Consider the following 18,998-nt stretch of genomic DNA (forward strand, 5'->3'; position numbering starts at 1 on the left):
GCGTGGATCATGACCGGCGGACCCGAGAAAGTGTCGTAAGTGGTCGGTAGCGTCCCGCCACCAACTCAAGAAGAGGTGCGGGGCATGGCGAGCGTGGCCGGGCGGGGTGTCCGCTGATGCGATCGGGGCGAGCACCGTTGGACGCCGCGGTGGTGGAGGGCTTCTACGAGCGGATGCGGGTGGTGGCGCCGGCCGCGTACGGCGCGATCGAGCGTGATCGGGCCGGTGACCCCGGTCGCCCCTTCGCGAACACCGCCTGCGGGCGGCTGGCCGGCTCCCTCGACCCGGACGGGCTGCGCGCGCTCGGCATGTGGGCCCACCACTGGTGCATGCGCTTCTACGACGACGACACCCGGGTCGGCCTGCGGCTGGTCCGCGAGATCGCCGCGCGCTCCGGCCTGGGCTGGACCGCCGACGAGGTGCGGTGGCTGCTCGACCGGTCGTACGCGGCCGGTCCCGCCGCCGCGCACCGGTTCACGCTGCCGCTCGCGGCCGCGGCGCAGTTGCCGGCCGGTGTGCTGCCCGAGGGCGTCACCGCCGAGGCGTGGCCGGACGACTGGCGTCGGCTGCGGGCCGGCTGACCGCGCCGCCACCGGGCCGCCGTCCCGCCGCCTGCCCGAAGGTCGGCCGGCGTCGTTGTCGGGCTGTCCGCGCCGCCGCCCGGCTGCGGGCGCGGCGATCGACCCGGCATCTGCGCGAGCACCATCGCCGCCACGGCCACCGCGAAACCGGTGAGCTGGACCGGGTCCAGCGCCTCACCGAGCATCACCCAGCCGAGTGCCGCGGCGGTGAGCGGGCTCAGCGCGCCGAGCACCGACACGCGGGACACCGGCAGTCGCGCCGCGCCCCGGAACCACAGCACGTACGCCAGCGCGGTGCCGGCCAGCCCGAGCCACGCGTACCCGAGAAGGGCCAGCCCGTCGGGCACGGGCGGCGCGCCCTCGACGGCGGCGGCGACCGGCACGATCATCAGGCCACCGGCGACGAGCTGCCAGCTCGTCGCGGCGAGGACGCCCGTTTCGGGCGGCCGGCCCCAGCGGCGGGTGAGCACAAGTCCGGCGGCCATCGCCACGGCGCCGGCCAGTCCGGCGGTGACGCCGAGCGGGTCGAGGCCGGCACCTGGGCGCAGCACCACGAGGGCGACGCCGAGCGGGGCGACCGCGGCGGCGACCAGCGCCGGCCGGGTGGGGCGGTCACGGAGCAGCGCGACTGTCAGCACCGCCACCAGCAGTGGCTGCGCGGCGCCGAGGACGGCGGCGGTGCCGCCGGGCAGCCGGTACGCGGCGAGGAACAGCAGCGGGAAGAACACCCCGATGTTCAGCGCGCCGAGCACTGCGGCTCGCCCCCACCAGAGACCGCGTGGTCGTCGGCGGGTCAGGGCGAGCAGCAGCAGACCGGCCGGGAGGGCGCGGATCGCCCCGGCCCAGAGCGGCCGGTCCGGGGGAAGGAGTTCGGCGGTGACCAGGTAGGTGGTCCCCCAGGTGATCGGGGCGGCGGCGGTGAGCGCGACGTCGGTCCAGCGGCGGTTCATGTCGGCCTCTCTCGGCTCTAAGTATCTTAGCGCTAAGCTAATCAGGCCCGAGCGAAAAGGGGAAGTGGGACGTGCGGCACAATCGGCAGCCGTGACAGGCGACGAGGTGGACGCGATCGTCGAGCAGTGGCGGCGGGAACGACCAGGTATGCGGCCCGAGCCGATGGCCGTGTTCGGCCGCATCTACCGGCTGGCCCGGCTGGTCGGCGACGGCCAGGAGAAGGTGTACGCGGGCTGGGGCATCGGCCGGGGCGAGTTCGACGTGCTGGCCGCGCTGCGGCGCTCCGGCTCGCCGTACACGCTGGCGCCGAAGGCGCTCGCCGCCTCGCTGATGCTCACCTCCGGCGGCATGACCGGGCGGCTCGATCGCCTCGAACGCGCGGGCCTGGTGCGGCGCTCCCCGGACCCGGCCGACCGGCGGGCGCTGCGGGTCACGCTCACCGACACTGGCCGCCGGGTGGTGGAGGAGTCGGCCGAGGCCGGGCTCGCGGTGCAGCGGCGGATCCTCGACGCGCTGCCCCCCGCCGACCAGGACCGGCTGGCCGACCTGCTGCGCGCGTTGCTCGCGGCGGCCGAGGCCGGGCCCGCGGATCCGGCACAATGATCGGCACCGTCACCGCCCGGAAGGACGCCCATGCCCGCCACCGAACCGACGATCGTCGCCACCAGCATGGGTTTCGCCAGCCGTCGCCGTGGCCCCTGGGACGCGCGGCCCAGCGCCCTGTTCGACCTGATGGCCGAACTTGCCGGGGCCGGTGACGCGCCCCGCGTCTGCTACCTCGGCCAGGCCACCGGCGACCAGCCGACCGGGTTCACCGTCTTCTACGGCGCCTTCGCCGGCACCCGGTTCCGCGCCTCCCACCTGGCGCTCTATCCGATGCCCAACGTCGAGGACATCCGGGCGCACCTGCTCGCGCAGGACGTCATCTGGGTCGGCGGCGGCAGCGTGGCGAACCTCTGCGCGGTGTGGCGGGTGCACGGCCTGCCGGAGATCCTGCACGAGTGCTGGCAGGCCGGAGTGGTGCTCGGCGGGGTCTCCGCCGGCTCGATCTGCTGGCACACCGGCGGCGCCACCGACAGCTACGGTCCGACGCTGCGGCCCTTCACCGAAGGGCTGGGCTGGCTCCCGTACGGCAACGGCGTGCACTACGACAGCGAGGAGCAGCGCCGCCCGCTGATGCACCGGCTGGTCGCCGACGGCACGCTGCCGGCGAGCCACTGCACCGACGACGGCGTGGGGCTGATCTACCGGGGCACCCGGCTGGCCGAGGCGGTGGCGGACCGTCCCGGCGTGGCCGCGTACGAGCTGGTCCGCGCCGAGGACGGCACCGCCCGGGAGACCCGGATCGAGCCGCGCCTGCTGTCCGCCGAGCCGGAGTGACAGGCTTCGCGGACCTGCCTGCCCGGCGCGGCCGGCGAAGCGCGTAAGCTGGTTCGTCGTGAGTCTCACCATCGGCATCGTCGGCCTGCCCAACGTGGGCAAGAGCACCCTGTTCAACGCGCTGACCAAGAACGACGTGCTCGCCGCGAACTACCCGTTCGCCACCATCGAGCCGAACGTCGGCGTGGTCGGGCTGCCCGACGAGCGGCTGGCCAAGCTGGCCGAGATCTTCTCCTCGCAGAAGGTGCTGCCGGCGCCGGTCTCGTTCGTCGACATCGCCGGCCTGGTCCGGGGTGCCTCCAAGGGGCAGGGCCGGGGCAACGCGTTCCTCGCCAACATCCGGGACGCCTCGGCGATCTGCCAGGTGGTGCGCGCCTTCTCCGACCCGAACGTGGTGCACGTCGACGGCAAGGTCTCCCCGGCCGACGACATCGAGACGATCAACACCGAGCTGATCCTCGCGGACATTCAGACGCTGGAGAAGGCGCTTCCCCGGCTGGAGAAGGAGGCCAAGCTCCGCAAGGACCGGGCCGCCGCGGTCGAGGCAGCGAAGAAGGCGGTCGAGGTCCTCGACAACGGCGTGACGCTGTACGCGGGCGCCGCCGCCGCGAAGGTCGAGCTGGAACACCTGCGTGAGCTGCACCTGCTCACCACCAAGCCGTTCCTCTACGTCTTCAACGTCGACGAGGCCGAGCTGGGCAACGACGAGTTCCTCGACGAGCTGCGCGGCCTGGTCGCCCCCGCCGAGGCGATCTTCATGGACGCCAAGATCGAGTCCGAGCTGGTGGACCTGCCCGAGGACGAGGCCCGCGAGCTGCTGGAGTCGATCGGGCAGTCCGAGCCCGGCCTGAACCAGCTCGTCCGGGTGGGCTTCCGGACGCTCGGGCTCCAGACGTACCTGACGGCCGGCCCCAAGGAGGCGCGGGCCTGGACCGTCCCGGTCGGCGCGACCGCGCCGGAGGCCGCCGGGGTGATCCACAGCGACTTCCAGCGCGGCTTCATCAAGGCCGAGGTGGTCTCCTACAACGACCTGGTCGAGGCCGGATCGATGGCGGCGGCCAAGGCCGCCGGCAAGGTCCGGATCGAGGGCAAGGAGTACGTCATGCAGGACGGCGACGTGGTGGAGTTCCGCTTCAACGTCTGAGTTCGGTCTGTTGTCACAGGTCAGGAGATGCCGCCGTCGCTGCGTAACAGTTGGCCGTTGATCCAGCCCCCGTCGGGTGAGCACAGGAACGCGACGAGGTTCGCACAATCCCGCGGGCGTCCGAGGCGACCGAGCGGCGTGGCCCGTAGGACGGCATCCTTGATCTCCGCGGTCATCCAGCCGGTGTCGGTTGGACCCGGATCGATGGCGTTGGCGGTCACGCCGAGGTGGGCCAGTTCTTGAGCAGCGGCCAGGGTGATCCGATCGAGAGCGCCTTTGCTGGCTCCGTAGGGAAGGTTGCCGACGGTAGCGTCACTGGTGAGGCTGACGATGCGTCCCGTGCCATGTGCCCCTCGGAACCGTCGGGCGTACTCGCGAATCAAGAGCCAGCTCGCCCGGGTGTTGACCGCGAAGTGACGGTCGAAGCTCTCGATGCTGGTGTCGAGCAGGCCTGATTTCACGCTCTCGCAGTGGGCGAGGACGAGCGCGCTGACCGAGCCCAGCTCTCGCTCCACGGCCTCGAAGATGTCAGCCGTGGTGTGAGGATCAGCGAGGTTAGCCTCGACTGCGACAGTTCTTGCCCCATGCTCGGCGGCCTGGCTGCTGAGCTGCGTCATGGCCTCGGGATCGGCTCCCCAGGGCATCCGCTCGTCGTACGGGGTCCAGTAGGTGAAGCCGACATCCCAGCCGGTCCGAGCCAGCGTCACCACCACCGATGCAGCGATGCCGGCGCTGCGGCCGGCACCGGTCACCAGGGCGACGGGTCGATGCTGTTGGTCCCTGCCGTCCGTAAGAGACATTCGTGGTCGCACCCCCTCGACGCACCATCCTTGCTGCCCGCCCGAAGGCCGTCATCGGAATTACCCGGCCACCACAGCAGTGCCGGCGATGCACCGCGACGGCGCTCCCGCAGTCTCCTCGTCCACGGGGTCATGGTCCCGCACCCGGACGCGGGAACACCCGTGGGCCGGCCCTCGGTGTGGCCTGACCGATGTCTTCCCGGCGCCGTGCTGGTCTGTACGCCGAGTACCGACCCACGGGAGGCTGGCACGATGCGCAAACTGACCTTCGGCATGAACGTGAGCCTGGACGGCTACGTCGCCGCGCCCGGCGACGACCTCGGCTGGGGTGCGCCGAGCGACGAGTTGTTCCAGTGGTGGTCCGACCGGGTGGGGGCGACAGGCACGGCGCTCTACGGGCGGCGACTGTGGGAGGCGATGAGCTCCCACTGGCCGACCGCCGACCAGCAGCCGGGCGTCACACCGGCCCAGGTCGAGTTCGCCGGCCGCTGGCGGGACATGCCGAAGGTGGTGTTCTCCTCGACGACCAGGCCGGTCGACTGGAACACCCGCCTGGTCACCGGCGACGCGGTCACCGAGATCACCCGGCTAAAGGCCGAGGACGGCGGTCCGATGGACATCGGCGGCGCCACACTCGCCGCTGCGGCCATGCGGGGCGGGCTGATCGACGAGTACGTGCTCGTCACCCACCCGGTTCTGGTGGGTGACGGCAAGCCGTTCTTCACGGCCCTGGACAACTGGGTGAACCTGGCCCTGGTGGAGACCCGGACGTTCCCGGGCGGTGTGCTCCTGACGAGGTACGAGACCAGGCGCTGAGGTGACGCTCCACCAGGGCAGGTCGACAACCGATGCGCAAACGACCGCCGGCCCGCGTCCTGCGGACCGGCGGTCGCTGTGTGCGTAACCGTCAGGCGTTGGCCCGGCGGATGGCCGCCATGCCCCCGACTGCGGCCGCCGCCGCCACCAGGGCGGGCCATCCCACCAGCAGGCTGATCTGGTGCTGGCTGCTCAGCCACTGCCAGATGGCGCCGAACCAGCCCTGCCAGGTGATCAACGCGACGAGCAGGCCGGTCACCAGGATCAGCGCCGCACCGGCGCCGAGCAGGCCGTTCATGCCGAACCGGACGTACCAGACGGATACGAAGACGGAGAGGAAGTTCAGGAACAGGAACGGCACCGCGTAGACGGCGATCTGCAACAGCCCGTTGTCGACGTCGATGTACGGGATCCGGAAGAACCGGAGCTCGATCCCGAAGCCGCCGGTGGCGCCCTCGATCAGGTTGAGCAGGTAGAGCAGGACGCCGTAGACGACCGCCTGCACCACGTTGACGAGCACTGTGGCGAGGTAGAAGGTGCGCCGGGTGACGCCCATGCCGAGCGCGAACGGGAACACCTGGCTGATCGAGGCGGCGGCGATGATCGCGCAGACGATGTAGAGGCTGAGCAGACCGCCTGTGGTGTTCTTGCCCGGCGCCGCCTCGTCGACCGAGGCGAAGATCAGCAGGTTGACGCCGAGCGAGATGGCCATGATGCCCCACGGCCAGTCCAGCTGGCCGACCCGGGCGATGGTGTGCATCCGGGCGACGTCGAGGATGCGGGTCATCGGGTGTTCGTCCTTTCCGTCGTCAGGCGCACCACGGCCTGCTGGAGCGACAACGGTGCCAGGTCGATGCCGAGCTTCCTGGCGCGCATCCGTTCGGCGTTGTCGAACGACCCGCGCAGCGACGCGCGGACCGCGCCGCCGAGCTGCCCGCGGTGCAGCACCCGGTGTGCGGCGGCGAACTCGTCCACCGCCCCGGCCGGGCCGGACGCCTCCATCACCTCGCCGCGCAACTCGTCGCTGGGCGCGTCGAGCAGCAGCTTGCCGCGGTCGAGCAGCAGCACGTGCTCGATCAGGTCGGCCACCTCGTCGATGAGGTGTGTGGAGAGCACGACAGTGCGCGGATTCTCGGCGTAGTCGGCGAGGAGCCGGTCGTAGAAGAGCTGCCGGGCGACCGCGTCGAGACCGAGGTACGGCTCGTCGAAGAAGGTCAGCGGCGCCCGTGCGGCCAGTCCGATCGTCACGCCCAGCGCGGACAGCATGCCGCGGGACAGCTTGCGCACGTTGCGCTTGCGCGGCAGGTCGAAGTCATCCACGAGGGACTGCGCGAAGTCCTCGTCCCAGTTGGGGAACAGCCGCCTGGCCAGGCTCAGGACGTGCCGGACCTGGTAGGTCGTGGGGTACGTCTGGCTCTCCTTGATGAAGACCACCCGCGACAGTGCCCGCTCGTTCTCGTACGGGCGCTCGCCGAAGAGCGTGAGGTCCCCGCTGATGCCGTTGTCCTGGCCGGTGATCAGCTGCATCAGCGTCGTCTTGCCGGCGCCGTTGCGTCCGAGGAGGCCGTAGATCTTGTTGCCCGTCAACGTGAAGGTGACGTCGTCGAGAGCGGTCACCTCACCGAACCGCTTCGTGAGGCCGGCTGCCGCCACGACGCTCATCGCTGTTCCTCCCCTGTCTCGATGAGCTTCTTCAGCTCCTCGGTGCCGATGCCCAACTTGCGTGCCTCCTCGATGAGGGGCCGCACGTACTGGTCGGAGAACTCGCGCCGGCGGCGTTCCCGGAGTGTTTCGACGGCCCCCGTTGCCACGAACATTCCGATCCCCCTGCGTTTGTAGAGAATCCCGTCATCGACCAGGCGGTTGATCCCCTTGGCGGCGGTCGCCGCGTTGATCCGGTGGAACGCCGCCAGCTCGTTCGTCGACGGCACCTGGGTCTCCTCCGCGAGCGTCCCGTCGATGATCGAGTTTTCGATCAGCTCCGCGATCTGGACGAAGATCGGCCGCCCGTCATCCATCCCGGTTCTTCGGTTCATTACTCATGTAACTAACCGTCGCACCTGGGCGCCGGAACCGTCAAGTGCCTTCGGGTACGCGCGGCGGCACGCGGGCTCGCTAGGGTTCGCGCCGTGGAACTGAGGATCGACGAGAGTACGCGCCAGGTACGGAAGTTCGTCTGCGGCTGTTGCGACACCGCCGCGGAGCGGACCTGGGCCCACATCCGCACCGGTGACGCGACGGTGTCCGTCTACTTCGCGAGCTGCTACCACCACGACGGCGTGCACGAGGTCTGGATCGACGCGATCCTGGGCAGCTGGGGCCGCGACGACTTCGACGACCACGTCACCTTCGGCTGCCGGGTCGGGCCGGTGGCCGGCTCGCCGGGGCCGGCCGCGACGCTCGTCAACGGTGGTGAGGTCGCGGGGGACAGCCCGATCTTCGGCCGCAAGCTCAGCCGCGAGGAGGGCCTGACCCATCCCCGGCTCGCCGAGTTCTGGCAGATGGTCGACCTGATCCTGGAGCGGGACGCCCTGGTACGCCGCCACCTGGTCGGCACCTGACCAACCCGGTGATCAAGGGGTTTACGTCACCCGGACCACGCCGACCGGACACAAACTCCTTGATCACCGGGGCGAGGGCGCGGGAGGAGGGAAGGGGGGTCAGATCCTAGGGCTGCGGCGTTCGATCAAGGTCACGTCTCGCCAGGTGCCGTGGTGGCGGCCTACCCGCTCGCGGGTGCCGACGACGCGGAATCCGCACGTCGCGTGCAGCGCGAGACTCGCGGTGTTCTCCGGGAACACGCCGGACTGGATGGTCCAGATCCCGGCCGCCTCGGTGGAGGCGATCAGCGCCTCCAGCAGGGCCCGCCCGACGCCGCGGCCGCGCGTCCCGGGGTGCACGTAGACGGAGTGCTCCACCACCCCGGCGTAGACGCAGCGGTCGGAGACCGCCGAGCAGGCCACCCAGCCGAGCACGTCGCCGTTCTCGTCGAGCGCCACCCAGCGGTGGCCGGGCAGGCGAGCGGCGGTGAACCGCGTCCAGTCCGGCGGCTCGGTCTCGAACGTGGCGTTACCCTCGGCGATGCCGAGGCGGTAGATCTCCAGCACGGCGCCGGCGTGCGAGTCGTCCATGGCGGCGACTGTGACTGTCATCGGTTCCTCCTGCCGGGGACCGCGCAGACCCCGGCGGCGTCAGCGTAATCGGCGCCGGCCGAGGGCCGAGACGGGATGCCTCGGCCCTCGGCGTGAGCGCTACCGCCGCCGGTAGACGGAGATGTGCGCGCGGCTGTCCGCCTCGAACGGCGTCCGGTCCCAGTCGGCGTACCGCTCGGTGAGCCGCAGCCCGGCCCGCTCCGCCAGTTCGTCGATCTGTTCCGGCCAGGCGTACCGCATGGCGAACGGCTTCAGGTGCACGCCGGAGGCGTCGAAGGTGACGGTCTGCCGCACGAACGTCTGCGCCGCCCGGTCGTACCGGTGCAGGCGGATGGTGGCCGAGTCCTCGGTCACCTCCCGCACCTGGACCTGCTCGTCCCGGTCGAAGTCCGCCGGGTCGGGCACGAAGGTCTCGATGACGAACGCCCCGCCGGGCGCGAGCACCCGGGCGACGTTGCGGAAGCACGCCGCCTGGTGCTCCTCCGAGACCAGGTTGAACAGCGTGTTGAACACCAGGAAGACCAGACGGTACGGCCCGGCGACCGGGACGTCCGACATGTCGCCGATGGTGACGGGCATGTCCGCGCCGCCCGGCTTGGCGCGCAGGTGCGCGACCATCTCCGGGGACGCCTCGACACCCTCCACGGCGAGGCCGCGGGCGGCCAGCGGCAGGGCCACCCGGCCGGTGCCCACAGCCAGTTCGAGCACCGGGCCGCCCTCGGCCAGCGGCGCGAGGAAGTCGACGGCCGGGGCCGGGTCGGGATTGCCGGGGCCGTCGTAGGTGGCGGCCCAGAGCCGGCCGAACAGGCCGGGATCGTCGAAGACGGACATCACGCGCCCTCCCGCCGGGCGGAAGGGACGCGACGCGGCGAGAGGTCAGTGACCTCCGCCGGAATGGGGTACGACAAGACGAAGCCTCGATTCGGATGAGGTGACGACGGGTCGGCTGGGCGTCGCAGCGTTCGGCATGGCGGTGCTCCCTCCGGTCGGCTTCGAGGGGTTCAGCAGATCAGCAGCCGTGCCGAGCAGACAACCCGATTAAGCCCGCAGCGCGTCGTCCACTCCGGTCTCCCGGCGGCCGAGGTGCACCGGGTCACGCCCGGTGAGCACGTCCACGGCGGCCTTCACGCACGCGCCGTACTCCCGGGTGGAGCTGATCCGCCACTGGTCGGCGTACCGGCGGGCGGTGTCGTCGCCGACGCCGACGGCCTCGATGCCGGCGTCCCGGCAGAGCGCCACCGCGCGCGGCAGGTGGAACGACTGGGTGACCACTGTGGCCCGCCGGACCCCGAAGACGCGGTGCGCGCGGACGCACGAGTCGTACGTGTCGAATCCGGCGTGGTCCAGCACCGTCTTCTCCGCCGGGACGCCACGCTCGACGAGCCAGCGCCGCATCGCGTCCGGCTCGTCGTAGTCCCAGTCCATGTGGTCGCCGGAGAGCAGGAGCACCTGGACCTTGCCGGCGGCGTACAACTGGCGGGCGATCTCCAGCCGGGCGGCGAGGAACGGCGCCGGCGTGCCGTCCGGCTCCACCTTGGTGCCCAGCACCAGGGCCACCGGTGTCTCCGGCACGTCCGCGGCGTCGAACAGGCGGCCCTCGGCGGCGCCGCGGACCCAGGTCGCGCTGGCGACCGTGGCGGCGCCGAGCAGCATCACGGCGGCGGTGGCGAGCACCAGGAGGCGGCGGAGCAGGCGTACGGCCCCGCCGATGCTCGCCCCGCCAGGCCCGCCATCGCGCCCTCAGCCCCCGCATGGCGGCGATTGTGCCAGGCGGGTCAGGAGATGTGGTGCAGGATCACGTTGTGCACGTGGTGGCTCTTCTGCGCGCCCCGGAACTCGACCTCGTAGGTGTGCGTGCCGACGTGCACCGCGATGGACCCGGTGGAGAAGAACGAACCACCCCAGGACTTGTTGCTCACCACGCTCACGCTGGTGATCTTCGAGTACGGGATGCTGGTGATCGCGTACCGCTTGCCGACGAAGGAGCGGTCCTGGATGATCACCCGCCGGTCGGTCAGGCCGATGAAGCCGGTGCCGGTGCCGACCGCGTCGTAGACGGCGATGATCTGCTCACCGGGCAGCAACCCGCTCTGGATCTGCTGGAACTGTTCCTTGCGGTCGTACGTGGGGCCAGACATGCACCCGAGGGTAGGCGGGGCGTGCCAGCCGATCAGGGCTCGGTGACCGCGCGGACCGCGTCCTCGATGCGCGCCGCGAGCAGAACCTCACCCTCGGTAAGTGGCTCGCCGTCGTCGTGCCCGAGTCTGATCTGCGTACGGTCGGCCCGGCGGCTGATCTCGGGGCGCAGCCGCAGCGCGTCGGCGACCACCGCCACCCGCTCGGTGAGCGCGGCGTGCTGGGTGTCGTCGAGGACGATCGTGCGGCGGATCTGTTCGCCCTCGCGCGTCCATCCGGACAGCAGGGCTAGCGCGTCGCTGAGGTAGTCGTGCTTCGCCCGGCCGCTGAACAGCACGCGCATCACCGCACCTCCCAGGCGTCGTTGCCGGCTTGTGGCCAAATCGTCGCCATCCCGTGTCCCAGTCGACGCCCTCTAGTCTCTCGCCGCTCAGATGGTGTGTCCACGCCCACACTTCCGTGTTCTGCTGACCTGACGGCCGACGCAGCTACCCAAACCGCCGATTGATCTGGCACGCTGGTGGCCCGTGCGGACCGAACGGGTTAGCGGAAGCGGGCAGGCCGACCGGCGGGAGCCGAGGGTGGTCGTCGGGGCGGCGATCATCGAGGGTGGCCGGGTGCTGGCATGCGAGCGCTCCGCGCCCCCCGAGGTGGCGGGGCGATGGGAGTTCCCGGGCGGAAAGGTCGAGCCGGGCGAGGCCGAGACCGACGCGCTGGCCCGAGAGTGTGCCGAGGAGCTGGGCGTACGGGTGGCCGTCGGCGCGCGTGTCGGCCGGGACGTACGGATGGCGCACGGCCGGTCCGTGCTGCGCGTCTACGCCGCCCGCCTGCTGCACGGCGACGAGCCCGAGGCCCTGGAGCACGCCGAGCTGCGCTGGCTCTCCGCCGCAGAGCTGGACAGCGTCGACTGGCTGCCGGCCGATGTGCCGATCGTGGCCGCGCTGCGCCCGCTGCTCGACGCCCCCTGAACGACGGCGGCGCGAGCCGGGCCGTCCGGTGAACCGGACAGCCGGCCGGAAACGGGACGAGGGCCCGCGGCTCGTGCCGCCGGCCCCCGCCATCGTCGCGCTGCTGTTCAGTGCTTCGGCTCGTCCTGCTGCGGGTGAGCGAAGTTGAGGTGCTCCGGCGGCAGCGGGAACGTCACGTCGTCGCCGAACGGCGACGGCGCGGCGGCCTTGTTGAACGTCAGTTCGGTCAGCGGCAGCCTGCCGTTGGCGTCCACCGCCGGGGCGGTCGGGTGCGGCACCTCGCGGTGCCAGTTGACGCCCTGCTGGGCCTGACGCTCGGCGGCGCTGTCGTGCGAGCCGCCCGCGTGCGAGTGCACCCCGCCGGCGTGCGAACCGCCGCCGTGCGCGTGCGCCCCGCCCTGCGCCCCTCCGGACGTGACGGCACCGCTCGAATGCCCGCTGGTCGCGCTGGTCTGAGGCACCTGACCCCTCCGGAAGATCTTGTTACCGAGCCACACAAGGGGATCGTACCTGCGGTCGACGACCCGTTCCTTCATGGGGATGATCCCGTTGTCGGTGATCTTGATGTGCTCGGGGCAGACCTCGGTGCAGCACTTGGTGATGTTGCAGAAGCCGAGTCCCATGTCCGACTGCGCGTACTCCCGGCGGTCGGTGCGCGCGTCGAGCGGGTGCATGTCCAGCTCGGCCGCCCGGATGAAGAACCGGGGACCGGAGAACGCCGGCTTGTTCTCGTCGTGGTCACGGATCACGTGGCAGACGTTCTGGCACAGGAAGCACTCGATGCACTTGCGGAACTCCTGCGAGCGCTCGACGTCGACCTGCTGCATCCGGTAGTCGCCGGGCGCCACGTCGGCCGGCGGCGCGAACGCCGGGGTCTCCCGCGCCTTCTCGTAGTTGAACGAGACGTCGGTGACCAGGTCCCGGATCACCGGGAAGGTGCGCAGCGGGGTGACAGTGACGGTCTCGGACTCCTCGAACGTCGACATCCGCGTCATGCAGCCCAGCCGCGGCTTGCCGTTGATCTCCATCGAGCACGAGCCGCACTTGCCGGCCTTGCAGTTCCACCGGCACGCCAGGTCCGGTGCCTCGGTGGCCTGGAGCCGGTGGATCACGTCGAGGACCACCTCGCCCTCGTTCACCTCGACGGTGTAGTCCTTCAGGTCGCCGCCGGTCTCGTCGCCCCGCCAGATGCGGAACTGGCGCTTACTTCCCATCAGTTGTTCGCCTCCTCGGTGAGGGCGTCGAACTCGGCGAGTTCCTCGTCGGTCAGGTACTTGGCCAGCTCGGCCCGGTCGAACAGTCCGATCAGCTCCGGCCGCATCTTCGGCAGCGGCTTGTGGGTCAGCCGGACCGTGTCGCCGTCCAGCGAGCAGACCAGGTTGACGCTCCGCCACTTCGGGTCCATCGCCGGGTAGTCCTCCCGGGTGTGCCCGCCGCGCGACTCCTGCCGCTCCAGCGCCGCCTTCGCGGTGCACTCCGAGACCACGAGCATGTTGCGCAGGTCCAGCGCCAGGTGCCAGCCCGGGTTGTAGCGCCGGCCGCCGACCGCGCTGACCTTCGCCACCCGCTCCCGCAGCTCGGCCAGCCGGGCGAGCGCGTCGGCCAGCTCACCCTCGCGCCGGATGATGCCGACCAGGTCGCCCATCACCACCTGGAGGTCCTGCTGGAGCTGGTACGGGCTCTCACCGGTGTCCCGCTGCAACGGCGCCAGCGCCGTCTCCACGGCGGCCTCCACCGCCGCCACCGACACCGCCGGGCGGGTGGTGAGCTGATCGGTGTACGTGGCCGCGTGCCCGCCCGCGCGCTTGCCGAAGACCAGCAGGTCGGACAGGGAGTTGCCGCCGAGCCGGTTGGAGCCGTGCATGCCGCCGGACACCTCACCGGCGGCGTAGAGCCCGCGCACGGTGCCGTACGCCGCGCCGGAGTCCGGGTCCACCTCGACGCCGCCCATCACGTAGTGACAGGTCGGGCCGACCTCCATCGGCTCCTTGGTGATGTCGACGTCGGCCAGTTCCTTGAACTGGTGGTACATCGACGGGAGGCGGCGGCGGATCTCCTCGGCCGACTTACGGGAGGCGATGTCCAGGTAGACGCCGCCGGCCGGCGTACCCCGGCCCTCCTTGACCTCGCTGTTGATCGCGCGTGCGACCTCGTCGCGGGGCAGCAGCTCCGGCGGACGCCGGTTGTTGTCCGGGTCGGTGTACCAGCGGTCCGCCTCCTCCTCGGTCTCCGCGTACTGCTTGCGGAACACGTCGGGCACGTAGTCGAACATGAACCGCTTGCCCTCGGAGTTCTTCAGCACGCCGCCGTCGCCGCGTACCGACTCGGTGACCAGGATGCCCTTCACCGAGGGCGGCCAGACCATGCCGGTCGGGTGGAACTGGAGGAACTCCATGTTGATCAGCGTGGCCCCGGCGCGCAGCGCCAGCGCGTGGCCGTCGCCGGTGTACTCCCACGAGTTCGAGGTGACCTTGTAGGAGCGTCCGACGCCGCCGGTGGCCAGGACCACCGCGGGCGCCTCGAACAGGACGAACTCGCCGGACTCGCGGTAGTAGCCGAACGCCCCGGCGACCCGGTCGCCGTCGAGCAGCAGTTCGGTGATCGTGGTCTCGGAGAAGACCCGGATCCGCGCGTCGTAGCTGCCGAACTCCTGCTTGTCCTCCTGCTGGAGCGAGACGATCTTCTGCTGGAGCGTACGGATCAGCTCCAGGCCGGTCCGGTCGCCGACGTGCGCCAGGCGCGGGTACTCGTGGCCGCCGAAGTTGCGCTGCGAGATCTTCCCGTCCTTGGTGCGGTCGAACAGCGCGCCGTACGTCTCCAGCTCCCAGATCCGCTGCGGCGCCTCCTTGGCGTGCAGCTCGGCCATCCGGAAGTTGTTGAGGAACTTGCCGCCGCGCATGGTGTCCCGGAAGTGCACCTGCCAGTTGTCGCGCGAGTTCACGTTGCCCATCGCGGCGGCGGCGCCGCCCTCGGCCATCACCGTGTGCGCCTTGCCGAACAGCGACTTCGAGATGATCGCGGTCTTCTTGCCGGCCAGCCGGGCCTCGATCGCCGCGCGCAGGCCGGCGCCACCGGCCCCGATCACGACGACGTCGTAGTGGTGTCGTTCGATTCGCGTCTCAGTCATGTCCAGGCTCTCAGTTGATGAACCGCAGGTCGTTGATCCAGCCGGCGGCGACCGCCATCACGTAGAAGTCGGTGAGTGCCAGGGTGCCGAGGGTGATCCAGGCGAGCTGCATGTGCCGGACGTTCAACCAGGACACCCCGGTCCACGCCTTGTAGCGCATCGGGTGCTTGGAGAAGTGCTTGAGCCGCCCGCCGATGATGTGCCGGCAGGAGTGGCAGGAGATCGTGTACGCCCACAGCATCACCACGTTGCCGATCAGGATGATGTTGCCCAGGCCGAAGCCGAAGCCCTCGGGGGAGTGGAAGGCCAGGATCGCGTCCCAGGTGTTGATCAGCGAGATGATCGCGGCGGCGTAGAAGAAGTAGCGGTGCAGGTTCTGCCCGAGCAGCGGGAACCGCGTCTCGCCGCTGTACGACTGGTGCCCGTCCGGCACCGCGCAGGCCGGCGGCGACAGCCAGAACGACCGGTAGTACGCCTTGCGGTAGTAGTAGCAGGTCAGCCGGAACAGCAGCAGGAACGGCAGGGTGAGCGCCGCGTCCGGGATGATCCACCAGCCGGGCAGGAACTGGCCGAAGTGCGAGGAGCCCTCGACGCAGCGGTCGGTGACGCAGGGGGAGTAGAACGGCGTCAGGTAGTGGTACTGCTCCACCCAGTACCACTTGTGCATGAAGACCCGGACCGTCGCGTAGATGACCCACGCGCTGAGCCCCACCACTGTGATCAGCGGGGCGATCCACCATCTGTCGGTCCGCAACGTCTTCGCCGCGATGGCGGCGCGTGCCCGCCCTCCCCGCGGCTGCGGTCTCGGCGTCCTGGCCGACGTAGTTGTCATCTGAGTCATCTCCCTGACGTCACTGTCACGTCCTGCGCACGCGCGAGGCCACACCGGCGAACCGGTGCGGCTAAGTGACACACGTTACGCCGATCTTCACGGCCCGGCCGCGCAACGCAGTGTCCCGTGTGTCCCGCAGCTTGGAAAGAGTCAGTTCATGATCAATGTGGCGGGTCGGCCGAACGGTGCGCCGACCGGTGGCGTGGTGCGCCCGGCGGCGCGCCGGGTCACCCGGACGCGCCGCCGGTGAAGTGCCACGAGGACAGCCGCAGCGCCGGTGTCTCGTACCAGGAGCCGTCGATGCGGGCAGGCTGGCGGACCGCCGTCCGGCCCAGGCCGAGCACCCGGCCCGGCCCCAGCGCCCGGGGGTACGACTCGGTGAACCGGAAGTCGCGCACCGCGCGGGTCGGCACGCCGTCCTCGACCAGCCACACCCCGTTGCGGGTCAACCCGGTGACCACGAGCTGCTTCGGGTCCAGCACGCGGGTGTACCAGAAGTCGCTGACCAGCAGCCCGCGCCGCATCCCGGCCACCAGCGCGGCGGTGTCCGGGTCGCCCACCGCCCCGGTCACGCCCGCGCTCACCGGTCCGGCGGCGACGGCCGCGCCTGCCACGCCCGCCGTGCCCGTCAGCAGGCGGACGTTGTGCGGGATCGGGCCGAACGTCGCGCTACCCGGCATGCCGTGCCCGGTGGACCCGGCTCCCGCCTCGGCGCCGCCGCGCCTGTCGTACGCCACCGCCCCTGTGGTGCCGCCCTCGACCAGCGGCAACGCCCGCCGGGGCGTGCCCTCCAGGTCGAACGGCAGTGTGCCGGCGTGCAGCGGGTCGTCCACGAGCGTCACCGCCGGGTCGAACTGGGCGGTGCCCGGCTCGGCGAAGGACTGCCGTTCGGCGTAGCGCTTGCCGTTGAAGCCGTACCAGGCCAGGTTCTGGAGCAGGTCGGCGACGGCAGCCGGTTCGAGCACCACCTCGTAGTGCCCGGGCGGCAGCTCGACCGGGTCGGCAGCGGCGCGCGCCTTGGCCGCCGCGCGGGCGCCGAGCGCCGCGCCGTCGAGATCGGCCAGCCGGTCGGCGCAGAGCCGGGCCACCCCGTCGGCGCCGCCGGCGCGGGCGATGCCGTCCATCGCCGCCTCGGCCGCCCGGCCCGCAGCCGTGTGCCCGGCCGAGTTGGCGAACGCCCCCGACCGGTACGAGGTGCGGCAGTAGCCGGCCGCCTCCAGCCCTTCGACCGCGTCCACGAACGCGCGTACCCGCTCGGCCCGCTCGTCGGGCGAGGCGAATGCGGTGTCCTCGTCGACGGCCGGGCCGGACGGCACAGGCGTCGGGGCGGTGAGTCCCGGCCAGGCCGGGTCGGGCGGCGCGAGCCGGGCCGCGGCCCGGGTCCGCTCGACCAGGGCGGCCAGCCCGTCGGCGTCGACCCGGCTGCCGCTGCCGGTAGCGGTCCGCCCGTCCACGTGCAACCGCAGGTGTACGGCGACACCGGTCTCGGACACGTTCTGGTGGATGAACGAGTTGGCGAACCGGGTCAGCGCCAGGTCGGAGCGGGTCACCAGCACCTCGGCCTCGGCGGCCGGACCGGCCGTGTGCCGGACCAGGTCCACCACCCCGGCCGCGATCTCCAGCTCGGCGTTCATGCCGCGCTCGCTCATGCCCGCACCCCCACCCGGACGCCGCGGAACCGGGCCGGCGCGGCCGGGTGGCCGGTGTGCCCGACCTGGCCGGGCTGCCCCTTCCCGCAGTTGGGCGTGCCCCAGGCGACCGTCTCCGAGGAGAGCATGTCCATCGAGCGCCAGAAGACCGGCCCGATGCCGGTGTAGGTGGGGTTGCGCAGCATCCGCCCCCGGCGGCCCTTCTTCACCTCCCAGCCGACCTCGCAGCCGAACTGGAAGTTGAGCCGCTTGTCGTCGATCGACCAGGACCGGTTGATGTCCATCAGCACCCCGTCGTCGGTGGCCGCGATGATCTCGTCGAGCGTGTGCGGGCCGGGTTCCAGGCCCACGTTCGTCATCCGCACCATCGGCAGCCGGGCCCAGCCGTCGGCCCGTACGCTGCCGCCGTAGTCAAGGCCCGCGACGGCGGCCGAGTCCCGGCCGGCGAGCACCCCGACCCACCGCCCCTCGCGGACCGCGTCCCGGGCGACCGCCGGGGAGCCCTCGTCGTCGTAGCCGAAGCTGCCCAGCGCGCCAGGGATGGTCGGGTCGATGGTCACGTTCATCAGCTCGGAGCCGTAGTGCAGCGAGCCGAGGCGGGCCAGGTCGAGCCAGGACGTGCCGGCGAACGCCGCCTCCCAGCCGAGGATGCGGTCCAGCTCGATGGCGTGCCCGACCGACTCGTGGATCTGCAACGCGAGCTGCTCACCGCCGAGGATCAGATCGGTCTCGCCGGCCGGGCAGAGCGGCGCGGTGAGCAGCTCGCGGGACTCCTCGGCGATCCGCGCGGCGTGCGCGGCCAGGTCGAGCGAGGTGACCAGCTCCCAGCCGGTGGTGCCGTACTGCCCGCGGTAGCTCGGATAGGACCGCCGCTGGGTCTCGCCGTCACCGATCGAGGTGGCCGAGATGCCGCCACCGCACTCCCGGATCCGCTGGTCGATCCGGTGGCCCTCGCTGGAGACGAACCACTTCGAGGTGTCCCAGATCTGGTAGAGCCCCTCGGCCAGGTCGGCGCCGTGCTCGCGCATCGTCGCCGTGGCGCGGACCAGCAGGTCGCCCTTGTCCGACAGTGGCACTCCGAGCGGGTCGACGGCGCACTCCGAGGCCCAGCTCGCCACCGCCGCCTCGGCCGGCACCAGGTCGATCGGCGGACCGGGAACCCGCGCGCTCGCGGTGGCGATCGCCGCGGCGCGCCGGCCGGCGTCGCGGGCCGCGGCGTCGGACAGATCGGGTACGGCGTGGAAGCCCCACCCCGATCCGACGAGCGCGCGTACGCCCAGCCCGATGCTCTCGTCCTGGCTCAGCTCCTCGATGTCGCCGTTGCGGGCCGACATCGACTCGTAGCGGCGGTGCATGACCCGGGCGTCGGCGTAGCGGGCGCCCGCGTCGAGAGCGGCCTGGACGGCGGCGGTCGCCGCGTCGAACTCGCTCATGCGCTGTCCTGATGGGTCGCTCGACGCTC

The 18,998-nt window shown here is 71.4% G+C and carries 21 protein-coding genes and 1 pseudogene; 7 read left to right on the forward strand and 15 right to left on the reverse strand.

The annotated features are described in order from the left end of the window. Nucleotides 1–116 precede the first annotated feature (116 nt). Nucleotides 117–581 (forward strand): hypothetical protein, encoded by a 465-nt coding sequence (locus tag ML5_RS32810; protein WP_236619418.1) that lies wholly within the window; start codon nt 117–119, stop codon nt 579–581. Nucleotides 582–757: 176 nt separating this feature from the next. Here the strand turns inward: ML5_RS32810 and ML5_RS32815 are convergent. Further along, a pseudogene (locus ML5_RS32815) lies at nt 758–1,714 on the reverse strand (EamA family transporter); the annotation flags it as partial. Between ML5_RS32815 and ML5_RS14660 the strand changes: the two are divergent. From ML5_RS14660 to ychF, 3 genes are read left to right on the forward strand one after another with little or no spacing between them, the layout of a single operon-like run. Beyond that, on the forward strand, nt 1,623–2,135 hold the full coding sequence (locus ML5_RS14660) for a MarR family winged helix-turn-helix transcriptional regulator (RefSeq protein ID WP_013475216.1): 513 nt from the start codon (nt 1,623–1,625) through the stop codon (nt 2,133–2,135). The pseudogene ML5_RS32815 and the gene ML5_RS14660 overlap by 92 nt on opposite strands. 30 nt (nt 2,136–2,165) lie before the next feature. Then, nucleotides 2,166–2,912, forward strand: coding sequence for a peptidase E (locus tag ML5_RS14665; protein WP_013288481.1), 747 nt, complete (start codon nt 2,166–2,168; stop codon nt 2,910–2,912). A gap of 58 nt (nt 2,913–2,970) precedes the next feature. Further along, a complete protein-coding gene (gene ychF / locus ML5_RS14670) occupies nt 2,971–4,056 on the forward strand; it encodes a redox-regulated ATPase YchF (protein WP_013288480.1) in 1,086 nt (361 codons plus the stop codon). Nucleotides 4,057–4,076: 20 nt separating this feature from the next. Here ychF and ML5_RS14675 read toward each other — a convergent pair whose 3' ends face one another. After that, a complete protein-coding gene (locus ML5_RS14675; protein WP_236619419.1) occupies nt 4,077–4,808 on the reverse strand; it encodes an SDR family oxidoreductase in 732 nt (243 codons plus the stop codon). A 300-nt stretch (nt 4,809–5,108) separates the two neighbouring features. Here ML5_RS14675 and ML5_RS14680 point away from each other — a divergent pair, with 300 nt between their 5' ends. After that, complete coding sequence (locus tag ML5_RS14680; RefSeq protein WP_013288462.1) at nt 5,109–5,672, forward strand: dihydrofolate reductase family protein; 564 nt, start codon at nt 5,109–5,111, stop codon at nt 5,670–5,672. A gap of 91 nt (nt 5,673–5,763) precedes the next feature. Here the strand turns inward: ML5_RS14680 and ML5_RS14685 are convergent, their stop codons facing one another. The 3 genes from ML5_RS14685 to ML5_RS14695 are packed head-to-tail and all read right to left on the reverse strand — an operon-like array spanning nt 5,764 to nt 7,690. After that, the gene (locus tag ML5_RS14685) at nt 5,764–6,459 is read right to left on the reverse strand and encodes a hypothetical protein (protein WP_013475218.1); all 696 of its coding nucleotides are present in this window, start codon (nt 6,457–6,459) and stop codon (nt 5,764–5,766) included. After that, nucleotides 6,456–7,334 (reverse strand): ATP-binding cassette domain-containing protein, encoded by an 879-nt coding sequence (locus ML5_RS14690; RefSeq protein WP_013475219.1) that lies wholly within the window; start codon nt 7,332–7,334, stop codon nt 6,456–6,458. The genes ML5_RS14685 and ML5_RS14690 overlap by 4 nt, the downstream gene beginning before the upstream one ends. Beyond that, entirely contained in the window at nt 7,331–7,690 is a 360-nt protein-coding gene (locus ML5_RS14695) for a GntR family transcriptional regulator (RefSeq protein ID WP_013288459.1), read from the reverse strand. The genes ML5_RS14690 and ML5_RS14695 overlap by 4 nt, the downstream gene beginning before the upstream one ends. A gap of 111 nt (nt 7,691–7,801) precedes the next feature. Between ML5_RS14695 and ML5_RS31180 the strand changes: the two genes are divergently transcribed. Then, nucleotides 7,802–8,233, forward strand: a complete 432-nt coding sequence (locus ML5_RS31180) for a hypothetical protein (protein WP_013475220.1) — start codon at nt 7,802–7,804, stop codon at nt 8,231–8,233. A gap of 99 nt (nt 8,234–8,332) precedes the next feature. Here ML5_RS31180 and ML5_RS14705 read toward each other — a convergent pair whose 3' ends face one another. The 5 genes from ML5_RS14705 to ML5_RS14725 form a co-directional block, all read right to left on the reverse strand. After that, nucleotides 8,333–8,824 carry a GNAT family N-acetyltransferase gene (locus tag ML5_RS14705; RefSeq protein ID WP_013475221.1) on the reverse strand — a complete coding sequence of 164 codons (492 nt, stop codon included), beginning with the start codon at nt 8,822–8,824 and terminating at the stop codon, nt 8,333–8,335. Between the two features lie 99 nt (nt 8,825–8,923). Continuing rightward, nucleotides 8,924–9,655 (reverse strand): class I SAM-dependent methyltransferase, encoded by a 732-nt coding sequence (locus ML5_RS14710; RefSeq protein ID WP_013475222.1) that lies wholly within the window; start codon nt 9,653–9,655, stop codon nt 8,924–8,926. Between the two features lie 207 nt (nt 9,656–9,862). After that, nucleotides 9,863–10,498 (reverse strand): vancomycin high temperature exclusion protein, encoded by a 636-nt coding sequence (locus ML5_RS14715; RefSeq protein WP_013475223.1) that lies wholly within the window; start codon nt 10,496–10,498, stop codon nt 9,863–9,865. Nucleotides 10,499–10,599: 101 nt separating this feature from the next. Beyond that, nucleotides 10,600–10,962: a PH domain-containing protein gene (locus ML5_RS14720; RefSeq protein ID WP_013288454.1), complete on the reverse strand. Its 363-nt coding sequence runs from the start codon at nt 10,960–10,962 to the stop codon at nt 10,600–10,602. Nucleotides 10,963–10,994: 32 nt separating this feature from the next. Continuing rightward, complete coding sequence (locus ML5_RS14725) at nt 10,995–11,303, reverse strand: 4a-hydroxytetrahydrobiopterin dehydratase (RefSeq protein ID WP_013288453.1); 309 nt, start codon at nt 11,301–11,303, stop codon at nt 10,995–10,997. 238 nt (nt 11,304–11,541) lie between these two features. On the opposite strand from ML5_RS14725, the gene ML5_RS14730 reads away from it, so the two are divergent. Next, entirely contained in the window at nt 11,542–11,928 is a 387-nt protein-coding gene (locus tag ML5_RS14730) for a (deoxy)nucleoside triphosphate pyrophosphohydrolase (RefSeq protein ID WP_013288452.1), read from the forward strand. A gap of 107 nt (nt 11,929–12,035) precedes the next feature. On the opposite strand, the gene ML5_RS14735 is transcribed toward ML5_RS14730, so the two are convergent. The 5 genes from ML5_RS14735 to ML5_RS14755 form a co-directional block, all read right to left on the reverse strand. Further along, nucleotides 12,036–13,142 carry a succinate dehydrogenase/fumarate reductase iron-sulfur subunit gene (locus ML5_RS14735; protein ID WP_013475224.1) on the reverse strand — a complete coding sequence of 369 codons (1,107 nt, stop codon included), beginning with the start codon at nt 13,140–13,142 and terminating at the stop codon, nt 12,036–12,038. Beyond that, a complete protein-coding gene (locus ML5_RS14740) occupies nt 13,142–15,055 on the reverse strand; it encodes a fumarate reductase/succinate dehydrogenase flavoprotein subunit (protein ID WP_013475225.1) in 1,914 nt (637 codons plus the stop codon). The genes ML5_RS14735 and ML5_RS14740 overlap by 1 nt, the downstream gene beginning before the upstream one ends. A 10-nt stretch (nt 15,056–15,065) precedes the next feature. After that, complete coding sequence (locus ML5_RS14745; RefSeq protein ID WP_013288449.1) at nt 15,066–15,887, reverse strand: hypothetical protein; 822 nt, start codon at nt 15,885–15,887, stop codon at nt 15,066–15,068. Nucleotides 15,888–16,114: 227 nt separating this feature from the next. Next, entirely contained in the window at nt 16,115–17,536 is a 1,422-nt protein-coding gene (locus tag ML5_RS14750; protein ID WP_041784189.1) for a TldD/PmbA family protein, read from the reverse strand. Then, the gene (locus tag ML5_RS14755) at nt 17,533–18,969 is read right to left on the reverse strand and encodes a TldD/PmbA family protein (protein WP_013475227.1); all 1,437 of its coding nucleotides are present in this window, start codon (nt 18,967–18,969) and stop codon (nt 17,533–17,535) included. The genes ML5_RS14750 and ML5_RS14755 overlap by 4 nt, the downstream gene beginning before the upstream one ends. Nucleotides 18,970–18,998: the final 29 nt, after the last annotated feature.

Origin of the sequence: Micromonospora sp. L5 (assembly GCF_000177655.2) — a bacterium.
Classification (GTDB): Bacteria; Actinomycetota; Actinomycetes; order Mycobacteriales; family Micromonosporaceae; genus Micromonospora; species Micromonospora aurantiaca.

Excerpts from the sequence above, each read along its gene's own strand:
- ML5_RS14725 (WP_013288453.1), bottom strand. The coding sequence starts at position 11,303 with ATGCGCGTGCTGTTCAGCGGCCGGGCGAAGCACGACTACCTCAGCGAC.
- ML5_RS14685 (WP_013475218.1), bottom strand. The coding sequence starts at position 6,459 with ATGACCCGCATCCTCGACGTCGCCCGGATGCACACCATCGCCCGGGTC.
- ML5_RS14720 (WP_013288454.1), bottom strand. The coding sequence starts at position 10,962 with ATGTCTGGCCCCACGTACGACCGCAAGGAACAGTTCCAGCAGATCCAG.
- ML5_RS14735 (WP_013475224.1), bottom strand. The coding sequence starts at position 13,142 with ATGGGAAGTAAGCGCCAGTTCCGCATCTGGCGGGGCGACGAGACCGGC.
- ML5_RS14690 (WP_013475219.1), bottom strand. The coding sequence starts at position 7,334 with ATGAGCGTCGTGGCGGCAGCCGGCCTCACGAAGCGGTTCGGTGAGGTG.
- ML5_RS14740 (WP_013475225.1), bottom strand. The coding sequence starts at position 15,055 with ATGACTGAGACGCGAATCGAACGACACCACTACGACGTCGTCGTGATC.
- ML5_RS14665 (WP_013288481.1), top strand. The coding sequence starts at position 2,166 with ATGCCCGCCACCGAACCGACGATCGTCGCCACCAGCATGGGTTTCGCC.
- ML5_RS14755 (WP_013475227.1), bottom strand. The coding sequence starts at position 18,969 with ATGAGCGAGTTCGACGCGGCGACCGCCGCCGTCCAGGCCGCTCTCGAC.
- ML5_RS14745 (WP_013288449.1), bottom strand. The coding sequence starts at position 15,887 with ATGACAACTACGTCGGCCAGGACGCCGAGACCGCAGCCGCGGGGAGGG.
- ML5_RS14750 (WP_041784189.1), bottom strand. The coding sequence starts at position 17,536 with ATGAGCGAGCGCGGCATGAACGCCGAGCTGGAGATCGCGGCCGGGGTG.
- ML5_RS14710 (WP_013475222.1), bottom strand. The coding sequence starts at position 9,655 with ATGTCCGTCTTCGACGATCCCGGCCTGTTCGGCCGGCTCTGGGCCGCC.
- ML5_RS14705 (WP_013475221.1), bottom strand. The coding sequence starts at position 8,824 with ATGACAGTCACAGTCGCCGCCATGGACGACTCGCACGCCGGCGCCGTG.
- ML5_RS14680 (WP_013288462.1), top strand. The coding sequence starts at position 5,109 with ATGCGCAAACTGACCTTCGGCATGAACGTGAGCCTGGACGGCTACGTC.
- ML5_RS32810 (WP_236619418.1), top strand. The coding sequence starts at position 117 with ATGCGATCGGGGCGAGCACCGTTGGACGCCGCGGTGGTGGAGGGCTTC.
- ML5_RS14695 (WP_013288459.1), bottom strand. The coding sequence starts at position 7,690 with ATGGATGACGGGCGGCCGATCTTCGTCCAGATCGCGGAGCTGATCGAA.